The sequence below is a fragment of the Leifsonia stereocauli genome (assembly GCF_038432415.1).
GTDB classification, from domain to species: domain Bacteria; phylum Actinomycetota; class Actinomycetes; order Actinomycetales; family Microbacteriaceae; genus Orlajensenia; species Orlajensenia stereocauli.
On sequence record NZ_JBCAUN010000002.1, the window covers coordinates 562,686 to 582,775 of the forward strand.

Here is a 20,090-nt window from a genome sequence, read left to right on the forward strand (position 1 = left end):
AGCGGGCAGGCTTATCGCACGAGGGGGTGAACCCCGAAGACCGTAGGCTGGGGACATGGGAGAAACGGTGTCCGAGATCTTCGATTCGAGCCAGTGGACGGATGTCCCCGGGTACGAGGTCCTCACCGACATCACGTACCACCACAGCACGGACGGCCGCATCGCCCGCGTGGCGTTCAACCGGCCCGAGGTGCGCAACGCCTTCAGGCCGCACACTGTCGACGAGCTCTACTCGGCCCTCGAGGACGCCCGCACGAACCCGCGCATCGGCGTCGTGCTGCTCACCGGCAACGGGCCCAGCCCGAAGGACGGCGGCTGGGCGTTCTGCTCCGGCGGGGACCAGCGCATCCGTGGGCGCGACGGGTACAAGTACGAGACCGGCGACCAGGGCAGCGGCCCCGATACGGGCCCGACTGCCTCGGGCGCCACGCGACCAGCGGTAGACGCCGCGCGTTCCGGCCGCCTGCACATCCTCGAGGTGCAGCGCCTCATCCGCTTCATGCCGAAGGTCGTCATCGCGGTCGTTCCCGGCTGGGCGGCCGGTGGCGGGCACTCGCTGCACGTCGTCTGCGACCTCACCATCGCCAGCCGCGAGCAGGCGCGCTTCAAGCAGACGGACGCCGATGTCGGATCGTTCGACGCCGGCTACGGCAGCGCGTACTTCGCGCGTCAGATCGGCCAGAAGAATGCCCGTGAGGTGTTCTTCCTCGCCCGCGAGTACTCCGCCGACCGTGCCTACGAGATGGGCGCCGTCAATGCCGTCGTGCCTCACGCCGAGCTCGAGTCGACGGCCATCGAGTGGGCCCGCGAGATCCTCACGAAGTCTCCGACGGCCATCCGCATGCTCAAGTTCGCCTTCAACGCCGTCGACGACGGTCTCGTGGGCCAGCAGGTGTTCGCCGGCGAGGCCACGCGCCTCGCCTACGGAACCGACGAGGCCGTCGAGGGCCGCGACTCCTTCCTCGAGAAGCGCGAGCCGGACTGGTCGCCGTTCCCCTGGCAGTTCTGAGGTGACCGGGCCGCTCGCCCTCGTCGACGGCGGGAACGCGGATGCCGTTCTCCAGCGTCTGCGCGGAGCCCTCGACGGCTCGGGCCCTGCCGTGTTCCCGATCGCTCCTGCCGACGACGCGCTCGTTGCGGCGGACCTCGGCCAGGCACCGTTCGTGCCCGATGAGGTCGCGCTCGTCGTCCAGACCAGCGGATCGACCGGTCGGCCCAAGCGTGTGGCGCTGAGCGCGGACGCGCTGCTCGCCTCGGCCGCGGCATCCGCTGCCGCCATCGGGGGATCGGGCCAGTGGCTGCTCGCCCTGCCCGCGCACTACATCGCCGGCGCCAACGTGCTGGTGCGCTCGATCGCCGCGGGCACGACGCCGGTGATGCTCGACGCCTCGCACTTCGATGCCGGGGCGTTCGCGGATGCCGCCTCACGCCTCACCGCCGATCTGCGCTTCACGTCCCTCGTGCCGGCGCAGCTGGCGCGCATCGTCGACGCCGCCGAACACGACAAAGACGTGCTCGCGGCGGCTCGCCGCTTCACCCGCATCCTGCTCGGCGGACAGGCGGCACCCGCGGCGCTGCTCGATCGCGCTGCCGCGCTCGGGCTGGCCGTGACCCGCACTTACGGATCGAGTGAGACAGCAGGAGGCTGCGTCTACGACGGCGTGCCGATCGGGTCGACACGGGTCGCCGTTCGCGACGGCCTCGTCGAACTCGCCGGCCCCACGCTCGCGCGGGGCTATCTCGATGACGACGAGCGCACGGCCGCTGCCTTCGTCGAGCGCGACGGATGCCGGTGGTATCGCACCGGCGACCTCGGGGAGCTGGTGGCCGGCGGCGTCGACGCTGGCGCCGGTGAGGCAGAGACCCCGCGTCTCCGCGTGCTCGGTCGCGCCGACAACGTCATCATCTCGGGCGGCGTGAAGGTGTCGCTCGACGCCGTCGAGCGCGCCGTGCGCGCGCTGTCCGGACTCGAGGACGCCGTCGTGGTCGGCATCCCGCATCCGCGATGGGGAGAGGTGCCGGCCGTCGCCGTGCCGACGGCCGCCGGGCGAGGGTCGGTGCATCCGCCGCTGGACGACATCCGCGCCGTCGTGGGTCGCACTCTCGGTGTCGCTGCCCGCCCCGCCGTACTGGTCGAGCTCGGTGAGGTGCCGCTTCTCAGCTCGGGCAAGCCCGATCGGCGGGCCATCGTCGAGCTGATGGCGACGCAGAATGCAGGATGAGGTCCGACATGGCCGCATATCGCAGCCGTGTCGACAGTGGTCCTGCATTCGTGACGTCGGCCGCGCGCAGTGCCCGACATAGCTCCAGCCTTTAGGATGCACCTCGTGGCCCAGACATCACGACAGACCCAGCAGAACAGCGGCGCAGCGCGCACGAACCCGGCCCGCAGCGGCAATCCGGCCAAGCGCGCCGCGGGAGTGCAGCATCCGCTCGGCCGGGTCACCTTCGGCGACTGGGTGTCCGGAGCACGCCTGCGCACGCTGACGCTGGCCGTCGGACCCGTCGCGGCCGGCACCGGTGCCGCCGTGGTGCTCACGGACCCGGAGGTCGTGCACTGGGTGCGAGCGCTCCTCTGTCTCGCGGTGGCACTCTGCCTGCAGATCGGCGTCAACTACGCCAACGACTACTCCGACGGCATCAGGGGAACGGATGCGCATCGCGTCGGACCCGCTCGCCTCACCGCGTCGGGCGCCGTCGCCCCGAAGCGCGTGCTCACCGTCGCGCTGGTCTTCTTCGGCCTCGCGGCCGTGGCCGGCCTGCTGCTCGTGATCGCCAGCCAGCAGTGGTGGCTGCTTGCCGTGGGGGCGGTGGCCATCGTCGCGGCCTGGTTCTACACCGGCGGCAAGCGTCCGTACGGGTACTTCGGGCTGGGTGAGCTCGTCGTCTTCATCTTCTTCGGCCTCGTGGCCACGGCCGGCAGCACCTTCGTCCAGGTGCTCGACGTGAACCTCGAGAGCTGGCTCGCGGGCGTCGCCCTCGGCCTGGTCGCCTGCGCGGTGCTCATGGTCAACAACATCCGCGACATCGCCCAGGACAAGGTCGCAGGCAAGCGCACCCTCGCCGTCCTGATCGGCGCACGGTGGGCGAAGGCGCTGTTCTGCGTCTTCCTGCTGGCGCCGTTCGTGATCGTGGCGTTCCTCGCGCTGCTCTACCCGCTGGCGTGGCTGGTGCTGTTCGCCCTGTTGCTGGCGCTGCCGGCCTGCCTCATCACCATCACGGCGAAGACAGCGCGTGAGCTCATCCTCGCCCTGCAGCTCACCAGCTTCACCGGGCTGCTCATGGGCATCGGACTAGGACTGGCGTTCGCCCTCTGACCCGCCGGCGGCGTCAGTCGTGGCCTTCTGCGAGCTGACGGATGCCGATCCATATCCCGCAGCTGCTGCTCCAGGAGCGGCATCCATCGTCGAGGCGTCGTCGATGGCGGCGTCTTCGCTCTCGTCGTCGGCGTTCACCAGCGGCTTGTCGCGGTGGCGGGACTCGTAGATCGACGTGGCCACCTTCTCGCGCGGACGGCGCAGGAAGATATAGGAGAAGGCCAACCCGAACAGGGCCGCGACGATCGCGGAGACGTACCACGGCACGTTCACCAGCATCAGTACCGCGAACGGCACGAAGAACGCGAGCAGTCGCAGAACGGTGTACGTCACCCAGGAGGAAGCCTTCACCTCTCAAGTCTACGATCGGCTGCTGAGTGCCCCTGCCGCGATCGAGTTCTGCTGTCCCCGGGATCGTGCAGGAATGGTGCCTAGACTTGCCCCATGACTCGTTTGCTCGTCGGCCTCGTTGTGGCGGCCGTCGTGTTCATGATCTATTCGATCATCGACTGCGCACTGTTCGACCGCCGCCGCGTTCGAGGGCTGCCCAAGGGCGTGTGGTTGCTCGTCATCGTCCTCGTCCCGCTCGTCGGTGGCGCACTCTGGTTCCTCGTCGGCCGTGGTCGTCGTGCCAAGAGCGCACGGGGTGGCGCTCGCACAGTCGCCCCCGATGACGACCCCGAGTTCCTCGGTCGCCTGAAGCGCGACGCGGCCCAGGAGGAGCGCATCCGCCGCATGGAGCAGGAGCTCGCCGACCTCGACGCACGCGCCGAGGCAGAGGACCCGGAGCCCGACGTAGACCCCGACCACCGCACCGACGGCGACAAGCCCGGCCGCGCGGATGCCTGAGGCTCCAGCACCCGTCAGCGAGAGCCCAGCGTCGGATGCCGCGTTCGCGCTGCTCGAATCGTTCGCGCGCCTCGGCGTGCTCGACGTCGTCGTCTGCCCCGGATCTCGCTCGCAGGCCCTTGCGCTGGCCGCGGCGGCGCTGGCCGATGACGGCGTTCTGCGGCTGCACGTGCGCCTCGACGAGCGGGGCGCCGGCTTCCTCGCACTCGGCCTGGCCATCGAGACCGGTGTGCCGGCCCTGGTCGTGACCACGTCGGGCACGGCCGTCGCCAACCTGCACCCGGCCGTGCTCGAGGCTCATCACTCGCGTGTTCCGTTCGTAGTGCTGAGCGCCGATCGGCCCGTCGAACTGCGCGGAATCCGGGCGAACCAGACGACGGTGCAGCCCGGGATGTTCGGGGGAGCAACGCGGCTCGAGGCCGACGTCGAGGCGCCGGCCGGTGCAGCTGACGTCGTCGCCGTCTCGTCGCTCGCTGCGCGGGCGATCGCTGCGGCGACGGATTCCGCGAATCCCGGCCCCGTACATCTCAACCTGCAGTACCGTGAGCCGCTGTCGTCTGGCGGGCCGCGCTCCGCTACCGCCACGCCGGACGCGCCCCCGCCGGACGCCGGGTCCGGGGGCGGCGAGGCATCGGATGCCACCACCGCCGCTGATGCCGCATCCGACGCCCTCGCCCTGAGCCACGGACCGCGAACGGTCGTCATCGCCGGCCACGGAGCGGGCGAGCAGGCCGAGGCCGCGGCCCGAGCTGGCGGCTGGCCGCTCCTCGCCGAGGTCTCGAGCGGCGCCCGCTTCGGTCCTCAACTCGTCGTGTCCTACCGCGAGCTGCTCGCCGACGAGGACTTCGGTGGTCGCATCGAACGCGCCGTCGTGTTCGGGCATCCGACTCTGAGCCGTGAAGTGCCTGCCCTGCTCATGAGTGAAGGTGTCGAGACGATCGTCGTCAACCCGACCGCCGCTGAGGGCTACGACCCCGGCCACAGTGCGGTCTTCGCCTCGACCGTGAGCATCGAGTCCCACGAGCAGACCACCGATGAGCGCCGCTGGACCGGCCGGTGGGTGACCACGAGCCGGGCGCTGCGCGACGCGGCGACCGAGGCGGCTGCCGATTCGCTCGTGCCGCTCGGATCGGGAGTCGACGCCCGGCGCGAATTCCTCAAGGTGGAGCTGGCCGCTGTGAAGAAGCCCGTCGACAGGCGGATGCTCGTGGAGGCGCTGTGGAACGCCACGTGGCCGCACGACAGGCTGATGTTCGGGGCGTCCCGCCTCATCCGTGACGCCGATCGCGTCGTTCCCGGCAAGCGCATCAGGGTGCACTCCAACCGTGGACTCGCCGGCATCGATGGGACCGTGGCCACCGCCCTGGGCATCGCCGTCGCCAGCCAGGCCGCCGGAGCGCCCGGCATCACGAGGGTGCTGCTCGGTGATCTCACCCTGCTGCACGACGCCGGTTCGCTGCTGATCGGGAACGGCGAGGTGCGCCCTCGCGTGCTGATCGTGGTCGGCAACGATGGCGGCGGCACCATCTTCGACACCCTCGAGGTCGCCGCCAGTGCTCCTCGCGATGCCTTCGACCGCGTGCTCTACACCCCGCAGGCCGCCGACCTCTCGGCGCTGGCGGCCGCGTACGGCTGGGAGTACAGGCGCGCCGAGAACCAGGGACGACTGACGGATGCGCTGACAGCGCCCGTCACGGGTCCCACCATCCTCGAGGTTCCGCTGCCGCGCTGAACCCTCCCGCTCGCTGAGGCCCGGACGGAGTCCGCGACCGAGGCGCTCGGGTCTCGTGGCTCATAGGGCAGGATGGGGGAATCCGCGACGCCGGGAGGCATCCGATGGCCGAATTCGAGACCTTCTGGCGTGAGGACCCCGCGCCGCTGCTTCGTGTCGAGCCGGGATTCGTCCTCGCCGACGCCGACCCTGACGCCACCCCGGGCTTCGGCGGACGCAAGCGCGACGCCGTCGGGGCGCTCGCCGAGGGTGCAGAGGTGCTCGCCACCCTGCAGGAGAAGTTCTTCGCCGACAGCACTGTCGGCGGTACCCGCTCCGTTCTGCTGGTGCTGCAGGCGATGGACACAGCGGGCAAGGGCGGCATCGTGAAGCACGTCGTGGGCGCTGTCGACCCGGGCGGCGTGCATCTGCATGCCTTCAAGGCACCGACCGAGGAGGAGCTTGCGCACGACTTCCTCTGGAGGGTCCGCCGCGAGGTGCCGCTCGCCGGCCAGATCGGAGTCTTCGACCGCTCGCACTACGAGGACGTGCTCATCGGCTCAGTGCGAAAGCTCGCGCCAGACGACGTGATCGCCCAGCGCTTCCACGACATCGTGGCGTTCGAGGAGGAGCTGGTCGCGAACGGCACGGTCATCGTGAAGGTGATGCTGCACATCAGCTCCGACGAGCAGAAGGAGCGGCTCGCAGCCCGCCTCGAGCGGCCGGACAAGCACTGGAAGTACAACCCCGGCGACGTGACCGAGCGACTGCTCTGGAACGACTACCAGGCCGCGTACCAGCGCGTGTTCGACAAGACGTCGACGACGGATGCTCCCTGGTTCGTCGTTCCGGCCAACCGCAAGTGGTACGCCCGCCTGGCGGTGCAGCACCTGCTCATCGATGCGCTGCGATCGATCGACCCGCAGTGGCCGAAGCCCGATTACGACGTCGAGCACGAGAAGGCGCGGCTGGCCGCCAGCTGAGGGATCCGCCCGCCGAGGCCCGGACGGAGTCCGCGGCCGTTGCGCTTCGGGCGGCCGCTTCGCTCGGCCCTCAGCGAGCGGTGGTACAGCGGGAGCCCCTACGCGAAGACTTCCACGATCGGCCGGAACTTGATGCGCGACTCCGCCAGCTCCTCGGCGGGCACGCTGTCAGCGACGATGCCGCATCCGGCATATGCCCGAATGCTGTCGTCGGCGTCGACCTGGGCGCAGCGCAGGGCGATGGCCCACTCGCCGTCGCCATTGGCGTCGATCCAGCCCACCGGCCCGGCGTAACGACCGCGATCGAATGGCTCGAGCTCGCGGATGATCGTCAGGGCGGCATCCGTGGGCGTGCCGGCGACAGCCGCCGTCGGATGCATCGCGGCGACCAGGTCGAGTGAGGTCGAGCCGTCGTGCAGCACGCCCTCGACGTCCGTCGCGAGATGCCAGAGATTGGGCAGCTGCAGGGTGAACGGCTGCGAGTTCTGCAGGCGCGTGGTGTGCGGGCCGAGCGTGGCGAGCACGCTCTGCACAGCGAAGCCGTGCTCCGCGAGGTCCTTGGGCGATCGCGAGAGGCCGGTGGCGACGTTCTCGTCGGTCATGGCGTCTCGACCCCGCGGAGCCGTGCCCGCGAGCACGCGAGCCGAGACGGTGCCGGCCTCCGAGCGAACCAGGGTCTCCGGGCTCGATCCCAGCATGCCGTCGACCGAGAACGTCCAGCAGTCCGGGTAGCCGAGCGCGAGCTCGGCCAGGACCCGCCGCAGGTCACTGCCAGCCGGCACCGTTCCGACCAGGTCGCGGGCGAGCACCACCTTGCGGGCGTCGGATGCCGAGATATGCCTCACGGCGGATGCGACGGACTCCATGAACGCCGCCGGGGGCAGCGCCCCGGGTCGGAAGGTCACTCTGTAGTCGTCGCCGAAGGCCGTCGCGACTGGATCGTCGGCATGAGCTGATCCGTCTGCCGAATCCGCCGCATCAGTCGCGGACACCCGCGTCACCCAGGAGTGGGAGCCGCGTCGGCCCACGATGATCTCCGGAACGATGAGAACGCTGGTGGCGCTCGAGTCGTCGGCGAAGCCGAAGGTGCCGAACGCGACCAGGCCGGTGCCCGGCAGGCCGACGGAGTCATGCACCTGCGCGAGGCCGGCGACCTCGGCCCAAGCGGCAGCGGCATCCGTGAACCGTGTCGGTCCGCTGAATTCGAGGCGCAGTGCCTCGCCGGCTCCGACGAAGCCCTCGCCGCGGCGCATCCAGAGCAACGGGGACCGCTGCTCCGCGAAGAACAGGAGCGAGCGGATGCCGTCGACGGGGGTCGTCTCGATTCGCAATGCCCGCACCCGGGACTCCGTCGCCGTCACCATCTCAGCCTACGCGCCACTCACCGCTCGCTGAGGCCCGGACGAAGTCCGCGGTCGAAGCGCCACCCGCGTGCGCTTCGAGCGGTCGCTTCGCTCGGCTCTCAGCGATCGGTGACCGATCACGCGTCGACGACCTCGACACCGCGCCAGAAGGCCACGTAGTCGGTGATGTTCTCGGCGGCGGGAAGCGGCGTGGGGTAGGTCCAGGCGGCATCCGCGTTCTGCGTGCCGTCGACGGTCACATGGAAATAGCTGGCCGTACCCTTCCAGGAGCACACCGTGTGACGCTCACTGGCGCTGAAGTACTGCGGATCGAGGGCGGCAGCCGGGAAGTACTGGTTTCCTTCGACTTCGATGGTCTCGTCGGACTCCGCGAGAACTGCACCGTTCCAGATGGCCTTCTTCATGAGTTGCCTTTCGTCGTCATACAGGGGTCGTGAGCGGTAACCGTATGCAGACGCATCCTGTTCCCGCTGTCAGGGTGTTCGCAGCGCGGGACGGAACGGATCGCCCGCCGCCTAAACTCGAGACATGACGCGCGCCGATCTCCGCAAGCAGCCCGAGCAGGTCTCCGCCATGTTCGACGACGTCGCCGCGAGCTACGACCGCACCAACACCGTGCTGTCCATGGGCAACGCCGCGCTCTGGCGCCGCGCCACCACGCGTGCAGTCGCACCGGTTCGCGGCGAATCCGTGCTCGACGTGGCCGCAGGAACGGGAACCTCCAGCGCCTCCCTCGCCGCGAGCGGCGCCTGGGTGACCGCGGCCGATTTCTCACCGGGCATGATCGAGGTCGGACGCCGCCGCCAGGCCGGTGCGACCAACATCGTCTTCGTCGAAGCGGATGCCACGAAGCTGCCGTTCGATGACGCCTCCTTCGACGCAGTCACCATCTCCTTCGGCCTGCGCAACGTCGTCGAGCCGCAGAAGGCGCTCGCCGAGTTCTTCAGGGTGACCAAGCCGGGCGGCCGCCTCGTGATCTGCGAGTTCTCCACCCCTCCACTCGGCTTCGTGCGGCTCGGCTACAGCGTCTACCAGCGCTACGTGATGCCGCCGCTGGTGAAGCTGTCGAGCTCGAACGACTCCGCCTACGACTACCTCAACGAGTCGATCAACGACTGGCCCGACCAGCCCACGTTGAGCGGCTGGCTGCGCGCCGCCGGGTACACCGACGTCGCGCACCGCAACCTCACGGCCGGCGTCGTCGCGCTGCACCGCGGTACCAAGCCCCAGGCCGCTCGCTGATCGAGTAGCGAGCGACCCAGGGGCGAACCAGCCGCTCGGCGCGAACCCTCAGCCGCACTCGGTAGGCTGAGGGGGTGATTTCCCGTAGCGTGCGCCGCGGCAGTGCGCTTGCCTCGCAGTTGGGCCTGAGCGACAGACTGCGCGCCACCCCAGCAGACCGCGACTTCTTCCGGTCCCTCGAGGCCGGACTCGACGAGATCGAGGAGCGCCTGCGCGAGCAGGTGGCGTTCGCCGACGAGATCGCCGACGTCACGACGCGCTATCTCCTGAACGCCGGCGGCAAGCGCGTGAGGCCCATGCTCACACTGCTCACGGCCCACCTCGGCGACGGCATCAACCGCGACGTGATCACCGCAGCAACGGCCATCGAGATCACCCATCTCGCTTCGCTCTATCACGACGACGTGATGGACGACTCAGACAAGCGCCGCGGTGTTCCGAGCGCGCAGACCGTGTGGGGCAACTCCGTCGCCATCCTCGCGGGAGACCTGCTGTTCGCTCGTGCCAGCCAGCTCATGGCCGGCCTCGGCGAGGGCGCCATCCGCCTGCAGGCAACGACCTTCGAGCGGCTCGTACTCGGTCAGCTGCACGAGACCGTCGGCCCGGCCGACGGCGAGGATCCCGTCGACCACTACATCCGCGTGCTCGCCGACAAGACGGGCTCCCTCATCGCCCTCGCCGCCCAGTCGGGCGTCATCTTCTCGAACGCCGCGAGCGAGTACGAGCAGCCCATCATCGAGTACGGCGAGCGCATCGGCATCGCCTTCCAGCTCATTGACGACGTGATCGACCTGTCGCCGCAGCCCGAGGAGACGGGCAAGGTCCCGGGAACCGACCTGCGTGCCGGTGTCGTCACGCTCCCGCTGCTCCGGCTGCGTGAGGCAGCTGTGACGGATGCGGCATCCGCAGACCTGCTCCTTCGTCTCGAGGCCGGCGTCATCGGCCTGCTCGACGTCGACGAGGCCGCGGCCGACGCGCTCGTCGCCGAGCTCCGCGAGCACCCCGCAACGGCGGCGACCCTCGCCGAAGCCCACCGTTGGGCACGCGAGGCCGTCGCAGGTCTCGACACCCTGCCCAACGGCCCCGTCAAGAAAGCGCTCATCCGTTTCGCCGACACGATCGTCGAACGCAGCAGTTAGGAACGTCCCCTCACGATGACCAAGCTCCGCCTCGCCATCGTCGGCGCCGGCCCTGCCGGAATCTACGCAGCCGACATCCTGCTCAAAGCAGAACGGAACTTCGACGTCTCGATCGACCTGTTCGATCACCTGCCCGCGCCCTACGGGCTCGTGCGCTACGGCGTCGCTCCCGACCACCCGCGCATCAAGGGCATCATCAACGCGCTGCGCGAGGTGCTCGACCGGGGCGACATCCGCATCTTCGGCAACGTGCGATTCGGCGAGGACATCACCCTCGACGACCTCAAGAAGCACTACAACGCCGTCATCTTCGCCACAGGTGCCGTGCGCGACGCCGACCTCTCGGTTCCGGGTGTCGAGCTCGAGGGCTCCTACGGTGCAGCCGAATTCGTCAGCTGGTTCGACGGACACCCCGACTACCCGCGCGAGTGGCCGCTCGACGCAGAGGCGGTCGCCGTCATCGGCAACGGCAATGTGGCTCTCGACGTCGCCCGCATGCTCGCGAAGCACGTCGAGGACCTGATGCCCACGGAGATCCCCGAGAACGTGCGGGCCGGCCTCGCCGCATCTCCCGTCACCGACGTTCACGTGTTCGGCCGTCGCGGGCCGACATCCGTGAAATTCACCCCGCTCGAACTGCGCGAACTCGGCGAACTGCGCGATGTCGACATGATCGTGCACGACGAGGACTTCGACTACGACGATGCGGCCCGTGCTGCCGTGAGCGGCAACAAGCAGGTCTTCGTGATCGACAAGACCCTGCAGCAGTGGCGCCAGCGCGAGGTCGGCCAGGCGTCGCGCAGACTGCACCTGCACTTCTTCGCCAAGCCGCTGGAGCTCGTCGACGACGGCACCGGTCGGGTCGGCGCCATCCGCTTCGAGCGCACTGCCCCGGATGGCGAGGGCGGCGTGGTCGGAACGGGCGAGGTGCGCGAGCTGCCGATCCAGGCGCTCTACCGCGCCGTCGGCTATTTCGGCTCGCCACTGCCCGGCGTTCCGTTCGACAAGAAGCGCGGGGTGATCCCCAACCACGAGGGCCAGGTGCTCGTGAAGGACCACGAGACGGGCCAGTCGCGCCAGATGTACGGCGTCTACGCCACGGGCTGGATCAAGCGCGGCCCCGTCGGTCTCATCGGCCACACCAAGTCGGACGCGATGGAGACGATCAAGCACCTCATCAACGACCTGGGCAACTGGTGGAGCCCCGAGTCGCCGTCGGAGGAGTCGGTCGTCGCACTGCTCGACGAACGCGGCATCGCCTACACCGACCTCGATGGCTGGCACAATCTCGACGAGCACGAGAAGGCGCTCGGCGAGGCCGAGGGTCGCGTGCGCATCAAGGTCGTTCCGCGCGACGAGATGGTGCAGATCTCGCGCTCCTAGTCCCACGCGCCACCGTCCCCGCTCGCTGAGGACCCCACGAAGTCGGCGTCCGAAGCGGAGGAACCCTCTATCGATGAGGCCGGACGAAGTCCGCGGTCGAAGCGCCACCAATGCAGCACGCGCGTGGTGCGCCTCGGGCGGTCGCTTCGCTCAGCCCTCTGCGAGCAGAGCGCGCACGACCTCGCGCAGGGCCGCGTGGTGCGCCGCGACATCGTCGAGCGTCGTCGTCGGGCACATGAGCGCCATGTTGTGGAACGGCGTGAGCAGGATGCCGCGATTGGCCAGCGCCAGGTGCAGGCAGTCCTCGAGCTCAGGGTCCGCCGCGGCTGCTGCATCAGTTCCGTTGGTCGGATACGGCGTCGCGAAGCGGTACTCGGCCCGCGCCCCCAGCTGGTTGATCGACCACGGCAGCTCGAACTCGGCGATGATCTCGCGCACGCCGTCTGTGAAGGCCGTCGCCGTCGCGATCATGCCCTCGAAGGCGGCATCCGTCAGCACCTCCTCGAGAGTGGCGCGCATCGCTGCGACAGAGAGCGGGGATCCCGCCAGCGTGCCGCCGACTCCGCCCATGTCGACGATGTCGAGGTCGGTGCGGTTCAGGATGCGCTCCGCGAGCTCGGCTGACAGGCCGTAGGCGCCGCTCGGGATGCCACCGCCGATGGCCTTGCCGATGACCACGACGTCGGGCTCGAGGGCCAATGCCTGCGTGGCGCCGCCGGGCCCGGCCGAGAAGGTGTGCGTCTCGTCGATGATGAGCAGGGCGCCGTGCTCGCGCGTGAGACGGCGAACGGCGTCGTGGTAGCCGGGCTCGGGAAGCACGATGCCGATGTTCGTGAGCGCCGGCTCGATGAGCACGGCGGCGACGTCGCCGTGGGCCAACTGCCTCTCGAGGCCCTCGATGTCGTTGAACTCGGCGACCCGGCTGGTCTTGGTGACCTTGACCGGAGCTCCCACGTTGCCCGGCCGGTCCATGCCCTTGCCGTCCGGTCCGACGACGATCAGGGACTCGTCGACGCTGCCGTGGTAGCAGTAGGAGTGGAACAGGATCTTGCTGCGGCCGGTGATGGCACGCACCAGGCGGATGGCCCAGCGGTTGGCATCCGTTGCCGTGAGAGCGAAGCTCCAGGCGTCCATGCCGAACCGGCGGGAGAGCTCGGCGCCGACCCACTCGGCATCCGTCGTCGGCATCATCATGGTCATGCCGCCCTGCTCGTAGATGCGGCGGCCGATGGCGTCGACGACGGGCGCGGGGGAGTGACCTGCCATGGCGCCGGTGTCGCCGAGGGCGAAGTCGAGGTACTCGTTGCCGTCGAGGTCGATCACCCGGTTGCCGCGAGCGCTCTCGACGTAGAGCGGGAACGCGCCTGCCTTCTTGTTCATCCAGGTCATGGGCACGCGCCCGAACAGGTGGCCGGCATCGGCGTAGGCTGCGGCCGACTTCGGGTTGCGCTCGGCGAACACCGCCGCTTCGCGCTCGGTGAGGGTCGCCAGTCGGGCGCGGTCGATCATGCGTGCTCCTTCGCTCGTGAGGGAACTCTACTGGCGGGGGCGCGGCACGACGGGGAGGCTGCTCTCATAGAGTGAGGGAGTGGTCAGATCGCACGGATGGCAGCCGGATGTGCTGGGTCGCGGATACGAGCAGCTCACCCTGCCCCTCCCTGACGACTCCGAGGGCGAGGTCGTGGCCACCCTGGTGCGCCGCCGCGGACTGCCGCTGGAGCTGCCAGGGCACGGGCCGGCTCATGGCATCGACGTGCTCTACGTGCACGGCTGGTCGGACTACTTCTTCCAGACCCACCTCGCCGACTACTGGCATGAGAAGGGCGCGCGCTTCTTCGCCCTCGACCTGCGCAAGTACGGCCGCAGCCTGCGTGAGCACCAGACGCCAGGGTTCGTGACGGATCTCGGTGCCTACGACGAGGACATCGAGGCTGCGCTGGCGGTGATGGGCCACTCCGTGAACGACGACCTCGGCGGACGGTCGCTCGTGCTCATGGGCCACTCGACCGGAGGCCTCACCCTGAGCCTGTGGGCGTCGCGGCATCCGCATCGCACCCGTGGCGTGGTTCTCAACAGCGCCTGGCTCGAGTTCCAGGCCAGCGCCCTCGGGCGCCAGGCCATCACGCCGCTCACCCGAGCCGAGGCCCGGCTGAATCCGCTCGCGCCGATGCCCAACGTCGACCTCGGCTTCTACACACGTGCTGTCTCCAAGGCCGCCGGAGAGGGGGAGTGGGAGTACGACGACGCCTGGCGGCCGGTGCGAGGGTTCCCGGTGCACCCTGCGTGGCTGAGCGCAATCTTCTCGGGGCAGGCGCGAGTCGCCGCCGGCCTCGACATCCAGGCGCCGGTGCTCTCGATGATGTCGGATCGTTCCACCATCGCGCCTCGCTGGTCGACCGCCATGCGATCCAGCGACTCGGTGCTGGTGGTCGACGACATCGCCGCCCGGTCGCTCAGGCTGGGCGCCACTGTGACCGTCGCGCGCATCCGTGGCGCCCTGCACGACGTGATGCTCTCGGCGCCGCCTGCCCGAGAGGCCGCGACGGCCGCGATCACGCGCTGGCTGAGCGGATACGCGCCCAACTGATGCGTCAGCGGGCAGCGGCGGCGGGCAGCGTCGGGCCGTCTTCGCCCCGCACGCCATTTCCGGGGGTTGTGCGCCACATCAGTTGGCGCAGAAACCCGCGAAATGGCGCGGGGTGTGTGCGCGTGCGCGAGATGTTCGCGGGCGCAGCGCGCCGCCGCCTCAGCGGGCGAACGGGCCGCTGAGCGCCGCCCACTGCAGCAGCATGATGGTCTTCGCGTCGATGATGTCGTCGCCGATGCGCGCGAGCGCCTCGTCGAAGGGCACCTCGAGCACGGTGATGTCCTCGCCCTCGTCGGCGAGCCCACCGCCGTCTGTGCGATCCGCGTCGTAGGGCGCTGCGTAGAAGTGCAGCTTCTCGGTGACGGAGCCCGGACTCATGTAGACGTCGAAGACGTGCTCGACGGCTCCGACTCGCACGCCGCTCTCTTCCTCGGCCTCGCGGCGGATGGCGGTCTCGGCGTCATCGTCGTCGAGCAGTCCGCCGACGATCTCGATGAGGTCCCCGTCGGGGTGCCCATTCACGTAGGCCGGGTAGCGGAACTGGCTGGTGAGGAGGACGCTGCGGGTCTCGAGGTCGTAGAGCAGGATGCAGGCGCCGTCGCCGCGGTCGTAGGTCTCACGCTCCTGGGTCGACCAGGTGCCGTCGCGGCGCTGGAAGTCGAAGGTGGTGACCCGGGTCACGTACCAGTTCGAGGTGAGCAGGCGTACGTCGCGCACCCGCACGCGCGGGTTGCCGGTGAGGTCGAGGCCGATCCTGTCGAGCCCGGTGCGTCCGCGGCGGTCGGGAACGTCGACCCCAGGCCGGCCGAGGTCGGGCGTGCTGGCGCCGGCAGCGGCATCCGTCATCGAAGTCAGCGGAAGTTGACGAACTGCAGGGCGACGTCGAGGTCCTTGCCCTTGAGCAGGGCCATGGTGGCCTGCAGGTCGTCGCGGCTCTTCGAGGAGACACGCAGCTCGTCGCCCTGGATCTGGCTCTTGACGCTCTTCGGCGCCTCGTCGCGGATGATCTTGGAGACCTTCTTGGCGTTCTCGCTGTCGATGCCGTTCTTCAGCTCGATCTCGATGCGGAACTCCTTGCCCGAGGGGTATGGCTCACCCGTGTCGAGCGAGCGCAGAGTGATGCCGCGCTTGATGAACTTCGACTCGACGACCTCGAGCACGGCCTTGACGCGCTCGTCGGTGGCGGCCTTCAGCAGGATCTTCTCGCCGCTCCATTCGACCGAGGCGCCGACGTTCTTGAAGTCGTAGCGCTGCTCGACCTCTTTACGCGCCTGGTTGACGGCGTTCTCCGCCTCCATCTTGTCGACCTTGGAAACGATGTCAAACGTGGAATCAGCCATGCTCCCAGCCTATCGATCCCTGCTCCCGCTCATCGAGTTGCCCGACGAAGTCGGACGCGTATCGAGATCAGGCCGACTGTGATCTCGATACGCGTCGCCTGCGGCGGCGCTACTCGATCAACGCTATGCCGGCGGACGGGCCGTGCTCGAGCGCACCTTCAGCTCGAACGGCAGCGGCGTCGTGGCCGGCAGCTCGGCGAGCGGAGACGGCGCCAGCTCCTCCATGAGCATCTCGGCCGCCTTCTCGCCCTGGCCGCGCGGGAACTGCGCGACGGTGGTGAGGCCGAAGAAGTCGGAGAGGTCGTGGTCGTCGATGCCGACGATCGAGACGTCGCGCGGCACGACCAGGCCGAGGTCGCGGGCCGCGAGCAGCGAGCCCATGGCCATCTCGTCCGACGCCGCGAAGATGGCCGTCGGCCGGTTGTGCGGCACTCCGAGCAGCTGCTTGGCCGCGTGGTAGCCGCCCTTGATGGTGAAGTCGGCCGGGGCGAACAGTGACGGATCGATCTCGAGTCCGGCATCCGTCAGCGCATGCTCGTAGCCGAGTCGCCGGTTCGTGGGCAGGTGGAAGTCGAGGTCGAACTCGAGGGTGCCGCCGATGTGGGCGATGCGGGTGTGGCCGAGCCCGATGAGGTGCTCGGTTGCCAGACGTGCGACGGCAGCATCGTCGACGGTGAGGGTGCGCACGCCCGGGATGGGGCCGCCGACGCCGACGAGGGGCTTCCTCAGAGCGTGCAGGCGCGTGACCTCGCTCTCCGTGAGCTCGAGGGAGATGGCGATCACGGCGTCGACCCGTTGGCGCAGCAGGAAGTGCTCGAACACGCTGTGGCGCTCGTCGCCGTCGCCCGAGAGGTTGTAGAGGGTGAGGTCGTAGCCGTGGCGCAGCAGGGACTGCTGGGCGCCCTCGAGTACCGAGGAGAAGAACCAGCGGTTGAGGAACGGCACCACGACGCCGATGTTGCGCGTGCGACCGGATGCGAGGCTCGAGGCATTGGAGGAGACCACGTAGTCGAGCTCCAGCGCGGCTGCCTCCACCTTGAGGCGGGTGGCAGGGGAGACGTGGGCGTTGCCGCTGAGGGCGCGCGAGACGGTGGCTGTGGAGACCCCGGCCAGCCGGGCGACCTCTTCGATGCCGGCCATGAACGTGCCCTTCGATTCGTCTGCCCGTGAATCCTATCGGCGCGCGGCACGCCCGGTGCGCGGGGGCCGTCGTGCTGTTCGCCGCGCCGCGCGTGGGCCCGCTCTCGAGGGTGCTCGGGCGGCGGCATCCGTCGATTTCACGACTGGCGATCTGCCGAGTATCCTTATCACGCGTCTTCGGTCATGTGGTTGCATGTGGTCGGGTGCGCTTCGGCGAGTTACCCAAGCGGCCAAAGGGATCTGACTGTAAATCAGACTGCTCAGCATTCGGGGGTTCGAATCCCTCACTCGCCACCAACAGACAAAGGGCCCGCAGGGTCCTTTTTTTGTTGGTGATGAATGCTGATGAGAACCCCCGGGTGGGCCCACGCCGCCGGTTCCGGCGCGGCGCGAAGCGACGTGACGGCCGTGCGGTGGGGACGAATCCCTCACTCGCCACCAACAGACAAAGGGCCCGCAGGGTCCTTTTCTTGTGTCCGGATGCCGCTGGTAGGGCTGTGGTGTCAGCCCAGGCGTCCCGCTGCCCGGCCATCCACGATGTCGTCGGCGTTGTCCGCGATCCAGCCCATCAGGGGGATGAGGCGGTCGGCCAGCTCGTGCCCGCGCTCCGTGAGGCTGTAGTCGACGCGCGGCGGGATGACGGCCTGGGCCTCGCGCAGCACGAAGCCGTCGGCCTCCAGGGTGCGCAGGGTCTGCGCCAGCATCTTCTCGCTGATGCCCTCGATGGTGCGCCGCAGCTCGCCCCAGCGCAGGCTGCCGGCCGAGAGGGTGAGCAGCACGAGCACGCCCCACTTGCTCGTCACGTGGTCGAGAACGGTTCGGCTGTTGCATGCAGCCGGAAACCTTCCGCCGCTGTAGCCCGGAAGGTCGACGAGTCGGGGGTCACTTACCGTCATGTGGGTAGCTTACCAAAAAGTGGGTACTGCGCGACGGGAAGCAATCGAGGCGGCCCACCGTTGGAACCCCCGTACGCAGTTCGCAACACCACTCACTTCCTCCCTCGGGAAAGGACCCCCACCATGACCATCGTCGTCACCGGAGCCTCCGGCCACCTCGGACGCCTCGCCGTCGAATCCCTCCTCGCACGCGGCGTCGAGCCCGCCTCCATCGTCGCCGCCGGCCGCTCGGTCGAGAAGCTCGCCGACCTCGCCGAGCGCGGAGTGCGCACAGCGCGAATCGACTACGCGGATGCCGCCTCCCTTGCCGCAGCCTTCAACGGAGCCGATGCCGTGCTCCTCGTCTCGGGCAGCGAGGTCGGCCAGCGCGTCGAGCAGCACCGCAACGCCATCGACGCGGCTGTCGCGGCCGGCGTCGGGCGCATCGTCTACACGAGCGCCCCGAAGGCCACGACCTCGCCCCTCATCCTCGCGCCGGAGCACAAGGCGACCGAGGACCTGCTGCAGGCATCCGGTCTCAGCGTCACGATCCTCCGCAACGGCTGGTACACCGAGAACTACGTCGGAGCCGTGACCGATGCCGGCACCAGCGGCGTCATCGCAGCCTCCGTGGGCGACGGTCGCGTCGCGAGCGCCAGCCGCGCCGACTACGCCGAGGCTGCGGCCGTCGTGCTCACGACCGACGGCCACGATGGCGCGGTCTACGAGCTGAGCGGCGACGACGCCTGGAGCTTCACCGAACTCGCGGAGGCCGCATCCGAGGTTCTCGACACTCCGGTGACCTTCCAGTCGCTGAGCCCCGAGGAGCACCTCGCGGCGCTCGCTGCTGCGGGTCTCGACGACGGGACCGCCGGTTTCGTGGTGGCGCTCGATGGCAACATCCGCGACGGACTGCTCGCAGACACGAGCGGCGACCTCGCGCGTCTCATCGGTCGTCCGACGACGCCGCTCGTCGAGGGACTGCACGCCGCGATCGGCTGATCGCGGCGCGGGTGACGGATGCCGCTCGCCCCGGGGCGGCATCCGTCGCCGTGCATCCTCCGGCTGGCATTCGTCACCGTGCATCTCCCGAAACGGCATCCGTCGCCCGGAGTAGCGTTGCCGTCATGACCGCTGCCGCGAACTCCGACCTGCTCGCCCTCGCCCACGACATCGCGACGCAGGCGGGCGCCCTCGCCCTGCAGCGCCGGCGCGAGGGGGTCGATGTCGCCGCCACCAAGTCGGGGCCGACCGACATCGTGACCCAGGCCGATCGCGAGACCGAGGCGCTCATCCGCTCGCTCATCGCCGACGCCAGACCGAACGACGGCTTCTTCGGAGAGGAGTCCGATGCCTCGGGCGGGTCGAGCGGGCTCACCTGGGTCGTCGACCCCATCGACGGCACCGTCAACTTCCTCTACGGGCTGCCGGCCTGGGCCGTGAGCGTCGCCGTCGTGGAGGGCGATCCCGACCCGGCGACGTGGAACGCGCTCGCCGGAGTCGTCGTCGGCCCCGCCGCCGGGGAGACCTATCGCGCGAGCGCCGGGGGAGGAGCGTGGCTCGGCGACACCCGCCTCGCGGTCACCCGGGATGTCGAGCTGCCGTATGCGCTCGTGGCGACCGGCTTCTCCTATTCGTCCGAGACGCGCGCAGAGCAGGCCGAGATCCTGCGCACGATCCTGCCGAGGGTGCGCGACATCCGACGCATCGGCTCGGCCGCGCTCGATCTGAGCTACCTCGCGGCGGGGCGGCTCGACGTCCACTTCGAGCGCGGGCTGAACCCTTGGGACCACGCTGCCGGCGGTCTGATCGCACGCGAAGCCGGGGCGAAAGTGGGCGGAGTCGGCGGCGACGCCGAGAGCACGGCCATGACCATCGCGGCTGCACCGCCACTTTTCGACGCCTTCGAGGGACTGCTCATCGAGGCCGGATACACCGCCTGATCGGCGCTGTTCCTCCCCCGACACGATGGTCGCGTCGGTGTCCACATGGGGTGTTCCTGTACGGGCGCTCAAGCGGTGGCGGTTATGATCGATTGTGACTCTTGTGGGGGTGATTCCACTCATATACATAGAGTTTTCAGGTGGGCTTCGTTAGCCTTTACCAATCCGTTACCGGTATCCCCTGACCGGTGGCGCCCCGTTCCATCCTGTGCCGAAG

The 20,090-nt window shown here is 69.3% G+C and carries 20 protein-coding genes and 1 tRNA gene; 13 read left to right on the forward strand and 8 right to left on the reverse strand.

Features of this window, described 5'->3' with window-relative positions; translation table 11 throughout:
- Positions 1–55 precede the first annotated feature (55 nt).
- From AADV74_RS11525 to AADV74_RS11535, 3 genes are all read left to right on the forward strand, one after another.
- Complete coding sequence (locus AADV74_RS11525; RefSeq protein WP_342114170.1) at positions 56–1,009, forward strand: 1,4-dihydroxy-2-naphthoyl-CoA synthase; 954 nt, start codon at positions 56–58, stop codon at positions 1,007–1,009.
- A gap of 1 nt (position 1,010) precedes the next feature.
- Entirely contained in the window at positions 1,011–2,222 is a 1,212-nt protein-coding gene (locus AADV74_RS11530) for an AMP-binding protein (RefSeq protein WP_342114172.1), read from the forward strand.
- A 96-nt stretch (positions 2,223–2,318) separates the two neighbouring features.
- Complete coding sequence (locus tag AADV74_RS11535) at positions 2,319–3,317, forward strand: 1,4-dihydroxy-2-naphthoate polyprenyltransferase (protein ID WP_425287295.1); 999 nt, start codon at positions 2,319–2,321, stop codon at positions 3,315–3,317.
- Here AADV74_RS11535 and AADV74_RS11540 read toward each other — a convergent pair.
- Complete coding sequence (locus AADV74_RS11540; protein ID WP_342114176.1) at positions 3,294–3,668, reverse strand: DUF4229 domain-containing protein; 375 nt, start codon at positions 3,666–3,668, stop codon at positions 3,294–3,296. The two genes, AADV74_RS11535 and AADV74_RS11540, sit on opposite strands and share 24 nt — an antisense overlap.
- 93 nt (positions 3,669–3,761) lie before the next feature.
- Here AADV74_RS11540 and AADV74_RS11545 point away from each other — a divergent pair, with 93 nt between their 5' ends.
- The 3 genes from AADV74_RS11545 (at position 3,762) to AADV74_RS11555 (ending at position 6,860) form a co-directional block, all read left to right on the forward strand.
- Positions 3,762–4,166: a PLDc N-terminal domain-containing protein gene (locus AADV74_RS11545; protein WP_342114177.1), complete on the forward strand. Its 405-nt coding sequence runs from the start codon at positions 3,762–3,764 to the stop codon at positions 4,164–4,166.
- Entirely contained in the window at positions 4,159–5,898 is a 1,740-nt protein-coding gene (menD, locus tag AADV74_RS11550; protein ID WP_342114179.1) for a 2-succinyl-5-enolpyruvyl-6-hydroxy-3-cyclohexene-1-carboxylic-acid synthase, read from the forward strand. The genes AADV74_RS11545 and menD overlap by 8 nt, the downstream gene beginning before the upstream one ends.
- Positions 5,899–6,002: 104 nt before the next feature.
- Positions 6,003–6,860, forward strand: a complete 858-nt coding sequence (locus tag AADV74_RS11555) for a PPK2 family polyphosphate kinase (protein ID WP_342114181.1) — start codon at positions 6,003–6,005, stop codon at positions 6,858–6,860.
- A 98-nt stretch (positions 6,861–6,958) separates the two neighbouring features.
- On the opposite strand, the gene AADV74_RS11560 is transcribed toward AADV74_RS11555, so the two are convergent.
- Positions 6,959–8,224: an isochorismate synthase gene (locus AADV74_RS11560; protein WP_342114182.1), complete on the reverse strand. Its 1,266-nt coding sequence runs from the start codon at positions 8,222–8,224 to the stop codon at positions 6,959–6,961.
- Positions 8,225–8,340: 116 nt separating this feature from the next.
- Positions 8,341–8,628 carry a DUF427 domain-containing protein gene (locus tag AADV74_RS11565; protein WP_056169378.1) on the reverse strand — a complete coding sequence of 96 codons (288 nt, stop codon included), beginning with the start codon at positions 8,626–8,628 and terminating at the stop codon, positions 8,341–8,343.
- Positions 8,629–8,752: 124 nt separating this feature from the next.
- Here AADV74_RS11565 and AADV74_RS11570 point away from each other — a divergent pair, with 124 nt between their 5' ends.
- From AADV74_RS11570 to AADV74_RS11580, 3 genes are all read left to right on the forward strand, one after another.
- Positions 8,753–9,466, forward strand: a complete 714-nt coding sequence (locus tag AADV74_RS11570; protein WP_342114185.1) for a class I SAM-dependent methyltransferase — start codon at positions 8,753–8,755, stop codon at positions 9,464–9,466.
- Positions 9,467–9,540: 74 nt separating this feature from the next.
- On the forward strand, positions 9,541–10,605 hold the full coding sequence (locus tag AADV74_RS11575; protein ID WP_420813428.1) for a polyprenyl synthetase family protein: 1,065 nt from the start codon (positions 9,541–9,543) through the stop codon (positions 10,603–10,605).
- A 15-nt stretch (positions 10,606–10,620) separates the two neighbouring features.
- Positions 10,621–11,988 (forward strand): FAD-dependent oxidoreductase, encoded by a 1,368-nt coding sequence (locus tag AADV74_RS11580; RefSeq protein WP_342114187.1) that lies wholly within the window; start codon positions 10,621–10,623, stop codon positions 11,986–11,988.
- 150 nt (positions 11,989–12,138) lie between these two features.
- Here AADV74_RS11580 and AADV74_RS11585 read toward each other — a convergent pair whose 3' ends face one another.
- The gene (locus AADV74_RS11585; RefSeq protein WP_342114189.1) at positions 12,139–13,497 is read right to left on the reverse strand and encodes a transaminase; all 1,359 of its coding nucleotides are present in this window, start codon (positions 13,495–13,497) and stop codon (positions 12,139–12,141) included.
- 79 nt (positions 13,498–13,576) lie between these two features.
- Between AADV74_RS11585 and AADV74_RS11590 the strand changes: the two genes are divergently transcribed.
- Positions 13,577–14,575, forward strand: a complete 999-nt coding sequence (locus tag AADV74_RS11590) for an alpha/beta hydrolase (protein WP_342114191.1) — start codon at positions 13,577–13,579, stop codon at positions 14,573–14,575.
- 159 nt (positions 14,576–14,734) lie between these two features.
- Here the strand turns inward: AADV74_RS11590 and AADV74_RS11595 are convergent, their stop codons facing one another.
- The 3 genes from AADV74_RS11595 to AADV74_RS11605 all read right to left on the reverse strand — a co-directional run bounded on the left by AADV74_RS11595 (position 14,735) and on the right by AADV74_RS11605 (position 17,055).
- On the reverse strand, positions 14,735–15,421 hold the full coding sequence (locus tag AADV74_RS11595) for an NUDIX domain-containing protein (protein WP_342114193.1): 687 nt from the start codon (positions 15,419–15,421) through the stop codon (positions 14,735–14,737).
- 5 nt (positions 15,422–15,426) lie between these two features.
- Positions 15,427–15,915, reverse strand: a complete 489-nt coding sequence (locus tag AADV74_RS11600) for a YajQ family cyclic di-GMP-binding protein (protein ID WP_056169361.1) — start codon at positions 15,913–15,915, stop codon at positions 15,427–15,429.
- A 123-nt stretch (positions 15,916–16,038) separates the two neighbouring features.
- On the reverse strand, positions 16,039–17,055 hold the full coding sequence (locus tag AADV74_RS11605) for a LacI family DNA-binding transcriptional regulator (RefSeq protein WP_342114196.1): 1,017 nt from the start codon (positions 17,053–17,055) through the stop codon (positions 16,039–16,041).
- Positions 17,056–17,267: 212 nt separating this feature from the next.
- Here AADV74_RS11605 and AADV74_RS11610 point away from each other — a divergent pair.
- A tRNA-Tyr gene (locus AADV74_RS11610) sits at positions 17,268–17,352 on the forward strand.
- Positions 17,353–17,558: 206 nt separating this feature from the next.
- Here the strand turns inward: AADV74_RS11610 and AADV74_RS11615 are convergent.
- The gene (locus AADV74_RS11615; RefSeq protein ID WP_342114198.1) at positions 17,559–17,951 is read right to left on the reverse strand and encodes a winged helix-turn-helix transcriptional regulator; all 393 of its coding nucleotides are present in this window, start codon (positions 17,949–17,951) and stop codon (positions 17,559–17,561) included.
- A gap of 123 nt (positions 17,952–18,074) precedes the next feature.
- Here AADV74_RS11615 and AADV74_RS11620 point away from each other — a divergent pair, with 123 nt between their 5' ends.
- Both AADV74_RS11620 and AADV74_RS11625 read left to right on the forward strand, forming a co-directional pair.
- A complete protein-coding gene (locus tag AADV74_RS11620; RefSeq protein ID WP_342114200.1) occupies positions 18,075–18,932 on the forward strand; it encodes an SDR family oxidoreductase in 858 nt (285 codons plus the stop codon).
- A gap of 125 nt (positions 18,933–19,057) precedes the next feature.
- The gene (locus AADV74_RS11625) at positions 19,058–19,873 is read left to right on the forward strand and encodes an inositol monophosphatase family protein (RefSeq protein ID WP_342114201.1); all 816 of its coding nucleotides are present in this window, start codon (positions 19,058–19,060) and stop codon (positions 19,871–19,873) included.
- Positions 19,874–20,090: the final 217 nt, after the last annotated feature.